Below are 11,845 nucleotides of genomic sequence, written 5' to 3'. Positions count from 1 at the left end.
CTGTGGGCACTGGCCAGGGGTCGTCGTGGTGGCGCCTGCGGATGACGGGCTCCGGCTGCGGCGGCCGGGGAGCGCGGGCCGGGCCGTGTGCGAGGATCGAACGCATGGGGACGACAGGTGGCCGGCGCGTCGGCCGGCCGCGCGCCGCGCAGCGGCCGGAGAGCGGACTTCCGCCGCGTGAGGAACTGCTCGCGGCCGCGGCGGAGTTGTTCACGGTGAACGGCTACGCGGCCACCACCACCCGGGCCGTGGCGGAGCGCGCCGGAATGCGGCAGGCGTCCATGTACCACTACGTCTCCGGCAAGGAGGAACTCCTCGCCGCGCTGCTGGAGTCGACGGTCACGCCGTCGCTGGCGTACGCGCGTGAGCTCCTGGCCGACGACGGCAGCCCGGCGGCGCGACGGCTGTGGGAACTGTGCCGGGCCGACGTGCAGCTGCTGTGCGACGGCCCGCACAACCTCGGCGTGCTGTACCTGCTGCCCGAGGTGCGCACCGAGCGGTTCGCCGGGTTCCATGCCGTGCGCGCCGAACTGAAGGACGCCTACCGGCAGTTGCTCGTGGGGACCGAGGCGGGCGGGGCGCTCGCCAAGAGCGAGCTGGAGCTGCGCACGGATCTGGTCTTCGGGCTGATCGAGGGCGTCATCCTGGTGCACCGCTCCGACCCCGAGCGGCCGGTGTCGGCCTTCGCGGCGGCGACGGCGGACGCGGCGCTGCGGGTCGCGGGGGTCTGAGGGCGGCGTCGACGCTTGCGCCGCTGAGGAGCGCCGGGGGTCGGCGAAGGTGTGCCGCCGAGGGGTGGCGGGCCCGCAAAGGTGTGCCGCTGAGCGGCGCGGGGCAGTGTTCCGGCGGGTCGTGGGGGGCGGCCCGGGGGTGTGGGGTCGTGTCCCGGGGGCCCTGGCGGGCGGGCTTCCGGTGGGTCCCAGGGGCCTGTTCGCTCGTTACGGTGAGTCATCTTCGCATGTCTGTGCCCCACTACGGAGCGTGTGCGACCGTAGTCTCAGCGTGCAAATGGGGCCGAGCGTACTCCTGTCCCAGGCGTCATTTCAGGCGCTTGTGGAATATGACACGGCGATGATCCGGTCGGACTAAGCTCGCCCGCAGCGCGCCGAGTTGAGGCGTATTCGTGCGCTTGTTCCCAAAACTCCCTCAGATCCCGACAGTTCCCTGACGTACCCCGCTGCCAGCACCCCCGCGTACCAGCCGATTCGTTTCAGAGGGCCCACATGGTGAGTGTCCAGACCCCACCCGTACGCCGCGAACTGCCCTTCGCCCGCGTGCTGTTGCTCCCCGCGATAGTGATGGCCGTGGCAACCGGCGCCGCCGTCGCACTCGTCGCGCGGCCGGCGCAGAACGCGGTCGCCGTGTGCGGTGGCATCGCGACCCTGCTGGTGATCCTGACCGGGGCCGAGGCGGTGCGCCGCGGCCGTACGCTGCGCGAGCAGCGCGCCGAGCACGCCCGTCACACCGCGTATCTGGAACAGCGCCTGGCCGCCCACGACGACCGGATGATCCGGCTCGGCCGGGAGGTCGTGCCCGCGGCCATCCACCGGCTGCGCGTCGGCAATTCCCCCGGAGAGGTGATGCGCGACCTCGGCGACATCGACCCCTCCTACCTGGACCTGAGCGAAGCCGAGCGCCACCTCGTCCTGTACATGGTGCGGATCGTGGACCACGAGGAAGCCCTGCGCGACTCCGCCCAGCGCTCCTTCGTCAACGTCGCCCGGCGCGTGCAGGCGATCATCCACCAGCAGGCCGCGGAACTGCGGGAGATGGAGGAGGACCACGGCCGCAACCCCGAGGTCTTCGACGACCTGCTGCGCATCGACCACGGCAACGCGCTGATCGGCCGCCTCGCCGACTCCGTCGGTGTCCTCGGCGGCGGCCGCCCCAGCCGCCAGTGGCCCCTGCCGGTCGCCCTCTACAGCGTGCTGCGCGGCGCCATGTCCCGGATCCTGGAGTTCCGCCGCATCTCGCTCGACAACATCGCCAAGGTCAACATCAAGGGCACCGCCGTCGAGCCCGTCATCCACGCGTGCGCCGAGCTGCTCGACAACGCCACCCGCTACTCCCCGCCGCAGACCAAGGTCCATGTCACCGCGTTCGAGGTGCAGACCGGCGTCGCCATCGAGATCGAGGACGGCGGTGTCAGCCTCAGCGAGGAGGCCCGCGCCCGGGCCGAGGGCATGCTGGAGCGCGCCAAGGCCGGTGTCGACCTCCAGGAGCTCGGCGACAGCCCTCGCCTCGGCCTCGCCGTCGTCGGCCGGCTCTGCTCGACGTACAACATGCAGGTGTCGCTGCGCAGTTCCGCCTACGGCGGGGTCCGCGCGGTGCTCATCGTGCCCAGCGACATGATGACCACCGAACCCGGCGTCGGTCTCGCCCACGGCATCGGGGCCACCGCCCTGCCCCAGGCGATGGACGCGCTCGAGGGGCCCAAGCGGCCGCTCAAGAAGCGCCGCCCCACCAGCCCCCGCATGCCCGAGACGGTCTCGATGGAGGACGAGGTCCCCGAGGTCACGGAGTGGACCGCGGGCGGCCTGCCGCAGCGCCGCAGCCGGGTCAGGACCCCGCTCAGCCAGCGCCTGGCCGAACAGGCCGCCGCCGAGCGCGCCCTGAGCGAGGGACGCGACCCCGGACCCCAGTGGGCGGAGCTCAAGGCCGCCGAACCGGCCCGCGAGAAGGACGACCAGCCCGCACCCGGCATGGCCTTCGAGGCCTTCTGGGAGGGGCTGAAGAAGGTCGCCGCGCCCGGCGAACACCCCACCGCGTTCACCCGCAACCCCACCGCATACACCCATCTGATCGATGACTCGGCCCGCAGCGAGGCCGACGACGAGGGGGACCTCAAGTGATCCAGCAGCGAGCGAACTTCGACTGGATGCTCAAGGAGCTCGCCGACGGCGTACCGGGCGTCGCCATGATCGTGGTGCTCTCCGCCGACGGACTGCGCATCGCCCGGCACGGCGGTGACCCCGACACCGCGGACCGGGTCGCCGCGGCCTGCGCGGGACTCCAGAGCCTCGCGAACGCGGTCGCCCAGGAGATCCCCACCAGCGAGGGGGAGATGAACATGGTGCTCATCGAGGTCGACCGCGGCTACTTCTACATGATGGCGGCCGGCGCCAACGCCTACCTCGCCGTCCTCGCCGACATGATCTGCGACCCCAGCATGATGAGCGCCCGGATGCGTGACCTCGTCGTCCGGATCGGCGCCCATCTGACAAGTCCGCCCCGACACAACGGGCAAACCGTATGACTCCTCCGCAACGCCGACGACGAGAACCCGATTCCGAGCCCGCGTCCGTCCCGTCCCCGCCCGCCGGCAAGGAGGGCGAACGGCCCAACCCCGAAAGGCTGTTCGTCATCGGCGGCGCGGACAGCGGGCGGGCGGAGCTCGACCTGGTCACGTTAATCGTGGCGCACGCCGAGCCGTCTCCCTCGACCACTCCGGAACAGGCGGCGGTGCTCCGGCTGTGCGCCGCCCCCCTGTCCGTGGCCGAGCTGTCGGCCTATCTCAGCCTGCCGTTCAGTGTGGTGACCGTGCTGCTCACCGAGATGCTGACGGCCGAACTGGTCCAGGCGCGCGTCCCCGTCGTCCGCAAGTCGCTCGCCGACCGTTCCCTCCTCGAAGCGGTGATGCATGGACTTCAAAAGCTCTGACACCATCCCCGGCCCACGCACCGAGGACCATCTGCCGCACACGGCCCAGGCCGCGGTGAAGATCGTGATCGTGGGCGGCTTCGGAGTCGGCAAGACCACCATGGTCGGCTCGGTCAGTGAGATCAGACCGCTGACCACCGAGGAGACCATGACGCAGGCGGGCGTCGGCGTCGACGACAACTACGGCTCGGAGAGCAAGACCGCCACCACAGTGGCCATGGACTTCGGCCGCATCAGCATCAGCGACCAACTGGTCCTCTACCTCTTCGGCACCCCCGGCCAGGAACGCTTCTGGTTCCTGTGGAACGGCCTGTTCGAGGGGGCGCTCGGCGCGGTCGTCCTGGTCGACACCCGGCGTCTCCAGGTCAGCTTCGACGTCATCGGGCGGCTGGAGGAGCGCGGCGTGCCGTTCGTGGTCGCCGTCAACTCCTTCCCGGACGCCCCCCGTTACCCCATCGACGAGCTGCGCACCGCCCTGGACCTGCCGGACGAGATCCCGATCATGGAGATCGACGCGCGCCGCCGCGCCTCCAGCCGGGACGCCCTGATGACGCTGATGCGCTTCCTGCACGCCCTCGCCCTGACCGGCGCGCCCATCTGACCCGTGGGCCGCCCCGCGACCGGCCCCGCCCGCACCTCGCCCCCCGGCACCCGCCCCCGGGTGCACCCGGGGACGCCCGCACCGCGCCGGACCCGCCCGCATCCCCCGCACACGTACGGCCCCCACCCGTCCCGAATCCCCCGACATCTGATCCACCAGCTTCGGAGCCTCCACAGTGACGCCTGAACCCCAAGCACCGACCGGAACGGACGACCCCACCGCCACCGCCCCGCCCCCCGGCTGCCCCGCCCACGGCACGGGCCCCGGCGGCCTGCACCGGCTCTACGGCCCCGGCGCGGCGGACCTCGGCGAGCTGTACGAGAAGCTGCGGGAGGACCACGGGCCCGTCGCCCCCGCGCTGCTCCACGAGGACGTGCCGATCTGGGTGGTGCTCGGCCACGCCGAGAACCTGCACATGGTGCGCACGCCCTCGCAGTACACCCGCGACAGCCGCGTCTGGACCCCGCTGCTGGAGGGCATGGTCAAGCCCGACCACCCCCTCATGCCGCACATCGCCTGGCAGCCCATCTGCTCGCACGCCGAGGGCGACGAGCATCTGCGGTTGCGCGGCGCGGTCACCGGCGCCATGTCCACCATCGACCACCGCGGCCTGCGCCGGCACATCAACCGCCACACCCAGCGGCTGGTCAACCGGTTCTGCGAGGAGGGCAGCGCCGACCTCGTCAGCCAGTTCGCCGAGCATCTGCCGATGGCCGTCATGTGCGAGGTCCTCGGCATGCCCGAGGAGTTCAACGACCGGCTCGTGCAATCGGCCCGCGACGCGCTCAAGGGCACCGAGACCGCCATCGCCAGCAACGCCTACGTCATGGACGCCCTCGGCCGGCTCACCACCCGCCGCCGCGCCCAGCCCGAGGACGACTTCACCAGCTTCCTCGTCATGCACCCGGCCCGGCTGACCGACGACGAGGTCCGCGAACACCTCCGGGTCGTCCTCTACGCGGCCTACGAGGCCACCGTCAATCTGCTGTCCAACGCGATCCGCATGGTGCTGACCGACCCGCGCTTCCGCGCGCAGCTCAACGGCGGTCAGATGACCGTGCCCGAGGCGGTCGAGCAGTCCCTGTGGGACGAACCGCCGTTCAGCACCGTCTTCGCCTACTTCGCCAAGGCGGACACCGAGCTGGGCGGCCAGCGCATCCGGCGCGGCGACGGCCTGCTGTTCGCGCCCGCCCCGGGCAATGTCGACCCGCGGGTGCGGCCCGACCTGGCGGTCAACATGCAGGGCAACCGCTCGCATCTGTCCTTCGGCGGCGGGCCGCACGAATGCCCCGGCCAGGACATCGGCCGTGCCATCGCCGACGTGGGCGTGGACGCGCTGCTGATGCGGCTGCCGGACGTCGAACTCGAGATCCCCGAGGAGGAGTTGCGCTGGACCGAGTCCATCGCCTCCCGGCATCTCGTGTCGCTGCCGACGCAGTTCGCGCCGAAGGCGCAGCAGGACATCATGGAGAAGCCGTCGATCCGGCCGCTGCCGCCGCAGCGGCCCGCCTGGCAGGTCGGCACCCCGGGGCAGCCGCAGCAGGCCGCGGCTCCCCAGCAGGCCCCCGCGGCCCCGCCCCCGTCTCAGCCCCCGTCTCAGTCCCTGCCTCAGCCGCAGGCCCAGCCCGCGACGCCCACGCCCGTCCAGGAGCCGGCGCCCGCACCGGCCGGCCGGCCCGGGGTGTGGCAGCGGATCCTGCGGTGGTGGAGAGGCGACTGACCCCGGACTCCCGGACACCGGCGGGCGCCGAAGGGTACGGGTGCCTCGAAGGCCGCCGCCTCGCCCCGGCCGCTACCGGCCGGCCCAGTCGGCGTACGAGGTCCACGCGGCGAGCTGTCGGCCGCTGACGAAGCGATGGGGCACGCCCGTGACCGGGTCGGTGAACTCCAGGACGCGCGCGAGCAGTTGCAGCGGGCGCCGGAAGTCACCCTCCGGCACGGGCGGGCCGGGCTCGGGATACAGAGGGTCGCCGAGGATCGGCAGACCGAGCGCGCTCATGTGCACCCGCAGCTGATGGGTCTGTCCGGTGGCGGGGAGCAGCCGGTAGCGGGCCGGACCCTCGCCGCGCCACTCGCCGGGCTCGATCCGGCTGACCGCGTTCGGTTCGCCCTCCACCTCGCGGGCGCTGAGCACGCCGCGCTCCTTCACGATGCGGCTGCGCAGCGTGCGCGGGAGGTCGAGCCCCGGGTCGTAGGGCGCGACCGCCTCGTACTCCTTGTGCACCAGCCGGTCGCGGAACAGCGTCTGGTACGCGCCGCGTTCCTCGGGCCGCACGGTGAACAGCACCAGGCCGGCCGTGAGCCGGTCGAGGCGGTGCGCGGCGCTCAGCGCGGGGATGTCCAGGTCGTGCCTGAGCCGGGCCAGCACGGTCTGGGAGACGTGGGAGCCGCGCGGAGTGGTGGCCAGGAAGTGCGGCTTGTCGGCGACGACGATGTGCTCGTCGCGGTACACGACCTCCACCGGGAACGGCACCGGGACCTCGGGTGCGAGCTCGCGGTGGAACCACACGTACATGCCGGGCACATAGGCCGCGTCCGCCGCCACCGGGCGCCCGTCCGCGCCCACGATCAGCCCGTCGTCCAGCATCCCGCGCACCACCCCGGCGCCCGCGCCGGACAGCCGGTCCACCAGGTGCTCGCCGACCGTGGCCCACGCGCCCTCGCCGGGCAGGCGCACCCGCACCGGGTCCACGCCGTCGCGCTGCGGCAGCGGGGAGGGCGGGGGAGTGCGACGACGGCTCATGGTCAGGCAAGCCTACGTCGCCCCGGTCCTGCCCCGAGGCGCCGGAACCCGGCGGAGCTCCGCCCGGCGGAGTGGGGCCGTAAAACCCGTTGGGCCGGCCGCGGCGCCTTGGCAGGATGGCGATCATGCCCTATCTCACGGCCCCGGTCGTGCCCGCCGGCACCCTCGCAGGCATGCCGCAGCCCACGCTCGACCCCGGCGACGGCCTGCTGCTGCGCCCGTGGCTGGACTCGGACGCGCCCGCGCTGCACGAGGCCTTCCAGGACCCGCTGATCCACCGCTGGCATCTGCGGGCCGCCGAGTCGGTGGCGGAGGTGCGGGAGTGGATCGGGGAGTGGACCAGCGACTGGGTGGAGGAGGACTCCGCGCAGTGGGCCGTCGTCGCGGCGGACGGCGGCCGGCTGCTGGGCCGGGTCGCCCTGCGGGAGCTGCGCCTCGACGAAGGGGTCGCCGAGGTCGCGTACTGGACGACGGCGGCGGCCCGCGGACAGGGCGTCGCCGCACGGGCCACCACCGCCCTGTCCCGCTGGGCGCTGGACGACATAGGCCTCCAGCGCCTGGAACTGCTGCACTCCGTGGCGAACGAGGGCTCCTGCCGCGTCGCCGCCAAGTCGGGCTTCCGTCCGGAAGGCACCAAGCGCCGCTCGGGCCTGCACACCGACGGCTGGCACGACATGCACCTGCACGCCCGCGTGCGCGGAGACTGACCCGAAGCCGGGGCCGGGCAGGTGCGCTACACCGCCACCTCGTCGTCGAGGCTCCGGTCCTGGACCGGCACCGTGTCCGCGAGCGGCGCGGACGCCGCCTTCCGTCCGCGGTACGCGCGGAAGGCCACGCCCACGGCGACGGTGACGCCCAGGAACAGCAGGGTGAACCACTGGAAGTACCAGTGCCCGCCCGCCGGGTCGTACACCTCGGCGCGGGGCCAGGCCAGGTTGACCGTCATGAACAGGCCGTAGAGCACGGCGAGGGCGGTGACCGGGACGCCCCAGCGGCCGAGGGAGAACAGCGGGGCGCCGCGTTCGTCCGTGCCGCCCGAGGGGAGGCGGCCGCGCAGACGGGTCAGCAGCAGCGGGCCGGTGACCATCGCGTAGGCCAGGTACAGCAGGGCGATGCAGGTGGTGCCGATGGCCAGGAACGCCTCGGGGGAGGCGAAGTTGAGCAGGAGCAGCGACGCGGCGAGCACGCCGACGACCGTCGCGGGGGCACCGGGCATGCCGGTGCGCGGGTTGACGTGGGCGAGGCGGCCGGCGAACGGCAGCTGTCCGTCGCGGGCCATGGAGAACAGCATGCGGGAGGCCGAGGTCTGGATCGCCAGGGTGGCCACCGCGATGGCGATCACCACGTCGGCCAGCAGCAGCCGGCCCACGCCGTCGCCCAGGCTGCTGGTGAGGACGTAGGACAGCCCGTCCACGGCCAGTCGGCCGTCGGTGAGGCTGGGCGCGGCCAGCAGTCCGCCCAGCACGATCAGTCCGCCGAGCAGGCCGGCCGCGCCGAGGGCGGTGAGGATCGTGCGGGGCGCGGTGCGCCGGGGGTCGCGGGTCTCCTCGCTCATCTCGCCCGCGCTGTCGAACCCGATGAGCACGTACGCCGCCGCGAACGAGCCCACCAGCAGCGCCCCCGTCAGGTCGCCGCCGCCGGTGTGGAAGGTGATGCCGGGGTCGCGCTCGGAGTGGGTGAGCAGCAGCACGACGATCAGGACGGCCCCGACGATCTCGGCGGTGACGCCGACGCGGTTGACCAGGGACAGCACGCGGTTGTCGAGGACGTTGACCAGGGTGGTCAGGGCCAGCAGGACGACACCGAGGACGGCCGCGTTCGCCGCGCCGTCGGGGGAGGTGGGTGCCGGGTCGTCGCCGATCAGCTGGAAGCCGGACCAGAGGGCGGGCAGCACCATCTGGAGTGCGAGGGCGGCCGCCGCGACCACCACGATCTGGCCGATCACCATGATCCAGCCGGCGAACCAGCCGAAGGTGGCGTTCGACAGCCGCGTCGACCACTGGTAGATCGCGCCCGAGATCGGGTAGCGCGCGGCCAGTTCCGCGAAGCAGGCCGCCACCAGCAACTGTCCGGCGAGCACGGCCGGCCAGGCCCAGAAGAAGACCGGGCCGCCGAAGGCGAATCCGAACGCGAAGAACTGGAAGACGGTCGTCAGGACCGAGATGAAGGAGAACCCGGCCGCGAAGGAGGCGTACCGGCCGAGGCTGCGGTGCAGCTCCTGGCGGTAGCCGAACTCGGCGAGGGAGCGGTCGGAGCCGGGCTCGGGTGGGTCGGGGCGCAGGTCGGAGGGGGCGGTGGTGGTCACGGCGGCACCTGCCTTCGGCGGGAGGGTGAGGGCGTCGTACGGGGTGTCGTACGGGGACGAGGTGCGGGGCGAACCCATTTCCTGTCGGGCGACAGAAATTAGGGACGCCCTGTTTCACCCGCATGACGCGTCCGTGTCACCCGCGCGCCCAAGTCCTCACCGCGCCGAGGGGGTTGCCCCGCCGGGGGCTGCGCGAGCCTGACGGACGTCTCCCGGGTGACCGTGCACGCCTCCGGGCGTGGCCGCGAAGCCCGGCGCCCGCCCGCATCCCTCTGGGCGCCCGTGCCCTCGGCTTCGTCCAACGCCCTTGCTCCGAACGCTCCTTCACGGCCGTGCCCTCCCCCGGAAACACCGAAGCGGCGCCACCCGCCCCGGGTGTCGCCGCTTCCCTTCACGCACACGCGGCTGGTGCCGCCGCGTCCCCGCGTCTCCGCGTTCACGCCGCCGGTGCGGCGCCCTCCTGCTCCAGTTCGATCCGTGCGTTCCAGTCCCGCTTGGACGCCTGCCAGCCGTCCTCGTCGTGACCGAGGCGCCAGTAGCCGGAGATGGACAGGTCCTCGCGGGGGATGCCGCGCTCGACCCGCAGCAGGTGCCGCAGCTGCTTCACCCAGCTCGCCTCGCCGTGCACGAAGGCGTGCACCCGGCCCTCGGGCCAGTCCAGCGTGTGCACCGCCTCCACCAGCGCCTCGCCGATGCGCCGGCCGCCGCGGTGCAGCCATACGACCTCCGCGGCGGTGTCGATCTTCAGTTCCTCCCCGGGCCCGGCGATCTCCACGAAGGCGCGCACCTCGGCGTCGTCGGGGAGGGCCTCCAGGGCGGCCGCGATGGCGGGCAGGGCGCTCTCGTCACCGACGAGAAGATGCCAGTCGGCCGTCGGGTCCGGGGCGTAGGCGCCGCCGGGGCCGAGGAAGCGCACGGTCGCGCCGGGCCGCACCCGGATCGCCCAGGGGCCGGCCAGGCCCTCGTCGCCGTGGACCACGAAGTCCAGGGTCAGCTCGTGCGCCTCGGGGTCCCAGGCGCGCACGGTGTACGTCCGGGTCACCGGCCACTGCTCGCGCGGGAACTCCTCGCGGATGCGCTGGAGGTCGTACGGCTCGGGATAGGTCACGCCCTCGGCCGGGAACAGCAGTTTCACGTAGTGGTCGGTGTGGGTGCCGACCGAGAACTCGGCGAGGCCGTCGCCGCCGAGCACCACGCGTTGCAGGTGCGGGGTCAGCCGCTCGGTGCGGACGACCTGCGCGGAGTGGGGCTTCCGTGCCCCGCGGGCCGGACGTAGTGCCATGGCGGCCTCCCTGCGTTCCCTTGCTTAGGTATACCTAAGTTAGCACTACACCCCCTGACATGTGTCCGACCGGTGGCCCGCATGAGCACCGGCGAGTCTCAGGCGCCGAGCGTGAGCAGCAGCCGGTGCAGCGAGTTCCCGAGGCCCCAGCGAGTACCCAGTTCCGCGACCGCCACCGGGTCGCGCGGGGTGCGCGGCAGCGTGGGGTCGACGTCCGGCAGGGGCACGTCGTCCGCGACCCGCACCACCTTCGGGGCGACCGCGAGATAGGGCCCCGCCTCGGTGAGCCGCTTGCGCTGCGTAGGCGTCAGCCTCGCCTTCGGGTCGTCCACCGCGGCCATGATCCCGGCCAGGTCACCGAACTCCGCGAGCAGCTTCGCGGCCGTCTTCTCCCCGATGCCGGGCACGCCGGGCAGCCCGTCGCTCGGGTCGCCGCGCAGCAGGGCCAGGTCGGCGTATCCGGGGCCGTCGACGCCGTACTTCTCGCGCAGCCACGCCTCGTCGGTGAGCTGGAGCATGCCGACGCCCTTGAGCGGATACAGCACCCGCACCCCACGCGTGTCGTCGACCAGCTGGTACAGGTCGCGGTCGCCGGTGACGATGTCGACCGGGCCCTTCGCGCGCGCGGTGAACGTGCCGATGACGTCGTCGGCCTCGTAGCGCGCGACGCCGACGCGGGCGATGCCGATCGCGTCCAGGACCTCCTCGATCACCGGCACCTGGGGGGAGAGGGTGTCCGGCACCTCCTCCTCGTCCGGCCCCGCCTCGCGCTCCTCGGCGACGCGGTGCGCCTTGTACGAGGGGATCAGGTCGACCCGCCACTGCGGCCGCCAGTCGGCGTCCATACAGGCCACCAGCTGGTCCGGGCGGTGGTCCTTCACCAGGCGGTCGATGAACTCCAGCAACCCGCGCACGGCGTTCACGGGAGTGCCGTCCGGGGCCTTCACGGACTCCGGTACGCCGAAGTAGGCGCGAAAGTAGAGGGAGGCGGTGTCGAGGAGCATCAGTCGTCCGGTCACGTCTCGCATCATGCCGTAAGGCACCGACAACGGCCCTTCGGCGCAGCGGCCGTGTGCCGCCCCGGGAATGCCCTGTTTTCCCGCCGTCGGCCACCATACGGATTTGGACAACCACGCAGAGCCACGCATGGGCCTGTGAACCGGCCGGACGGGCCCCCGAGTTGGGGTCCGGGTCACCTGAAGAGCCCGGAATACGCACGGAACGGCGTCACGCGGATGCGGAGCGCGGCTGTCC

General features: G+C 72.7%; 11 protein-coding genes. 7 read left to right on the top strand and 4 right to left on the bottom strand.

Translation table 11 applies throughout. The features are described 5' to 3' along the window. Nucleotides 1-104 precede the first annotated feature (104 nt). From ACZ6SQ_RS03395 to ACZ6SQ_RS03370, 6 genes are all read left to right on the top strand, one after another. Nucleotides 105-731, top strand: coding sequence for a TetR/AcrR family transcriptional regulator (locus ACZ6SQ_RS03395; RefSeq protein ID WP_469556258.1), 627 nt, complete (start codon nt 105-107; stop codon nt 729-731). Between the two features lie 492 nt (nt 732-1,223). Further along, complete coding sequence (locus ACZ6SQ_RS03390; RefSeq protein WP_469556256.1) at nt 1,224-2,852, top strand: sensor histidine kinase; 1,629 nt, start codon at nt 1,224-1,226, stop codon at nt 2,850-2,852. Continuing rightward, complete coding sequence (locus ACZ6SQ_RS03385) at nt 2,849-3,256, top strand: roadblock/LC7 domain-containing protein (RefSeq protein ID WP_469556255.1); 408 nt, start codon at nt 2,849-2,851, stop codon at nt 3,254-3,256. The genes ACZ6SQ_RS03390 and ACZ6SQ_RS03385 overlap by 4 nt, the downstream gene beginning before the upstream one ends. Beyond that, on the top strand, nt 3,253-3,660 hold the full coding sequence (locus ACZ6SQ_RS03380) for a DUF742 domain-containing protein (protein WP_469556252.1): 408 nt from the start codon (nt 3,253-3,255) through the stop codon (nt 3,658-3,660). Before ACZ6SQ_RS03385 ends, ACZ6SQ_RS03380 begins: the two co-directional genes overlap by 4 nt. Continuing rightward, entirely contained in the window at nt 3,641-4,261 is a 621-nt protein-coding gene (locus tag ACZ6SQ_RS03375) for a GTP-binding protein (protein WP_469556250.1), read from the top strand. The genes ACZ6SQ_RS03380 and ACZ6SQ_RS03375 overlap by 20 nt, the downstream gene beginning before the upstream one ends. A gap of 175 nt (nt 4,262-4,436) precedes the next feature. Next, the gene (locus ACZ6SQ_RS03370; protein WP_469556249.1) at nt 4,437-5,981 is read left to right on the top strand and encodes a cytochrome P450; all 1,545 of its coding nucleotides are present in this window, start codon (nt 4,437-4,439) and stop codon (nt 5,979-5,981) included. Nucleotides 5,982-6,053: 72 nt separating this feature from the next. Here the strand turns inward: ACZ6SQ_RS03370 and ACZ6SQ_RS03365 are convergent, their stop codons facing one another. Continuing rightward, complete coding sequence (locus tag ACZ6SQ_RS03365) at nt 6,054-7,004, bottom strand: pseudouridine synthase (RefSeq protein ID WP_469556247.1); 951 nt, start codon at nt 7,002-7,004, stop codon at nt 6,054-6,056. Between the two features lie 125 nt (nt 7,005-7,129). Here ACZ6SQ_RS03365 and ACZ6SQ_RS03360 point away from each other — a divergent pair, with 125 nt between their 5' ends. Next, a complete protein-coding gene (locus ACZ6SQ_RS03360) occupies nt 7,130-7,711 on the top strand; it encodes a GNAT family N-acetyltransferase (RefSeq protein ID WP_469556243.1) in 582 nt (193 codons plus the stop codon). Nucleotides 7,712-7,737: 26 nt separating this feature from the next. Here the strand turns inward: ACZ6SQ_RS03360 and ACZ6SQ_RS03355 are convergent, their stop codons facing one another. From ACZ6SQ_RS03355 to ACZ6SQ_RS03345, 3 genes are all read right to left on the bottom strand, one after another. Continuing rightward, nucleotides 7,738-9,309, bottom strand: coding sequence for an amino acid permease (locus ACZ6SQ_RS03355; protein ID WP_469556240.1), 1,572 nt, complete (start codon nt 9,307-9,309; stop codon nt 7,738-7,740). 436 nt (nt 9,310-9,745) lie between these two features. Continuing rightward, nucleotides 9,746-10,591: a siderophore-interacting protein gene (locus ACZ6SQ_RS03350; protein WP_469556237.1), complete on the bottom strand. Its 846-nt coding sequence runs from the start codon at nt 10,589-10,591 to the stop codon at nt 9,746-9,748. A gap of 98 nt (nt 10,592-10,689) precedes the next feature. Beyond that, the gene (locus ACZ6SQ_RS03345; RefSeq protein ID WP_469556615.1) at nt 10,690-11,619 is read right to left on the bottom strand and encodes a 5'-3' exonuclease; all 930 of its coding nucleotides are present in this window, start codon (nt 11,617-11,619) and stop codon (nt 10,690-10,692) included. Between the last annotated feature and the right edge of the window lie 226 nt (nt 11,620-11,845).

The sequence above is a fragment of the Streptomyces sp. NPDC048600 genome (assembly GCF_055587025.1).
The sequence above is the reverse complement of the archived record's forward strand: the minus strand, read 5'-3'. Positions and strand labels throughout refer to the sequence as shown.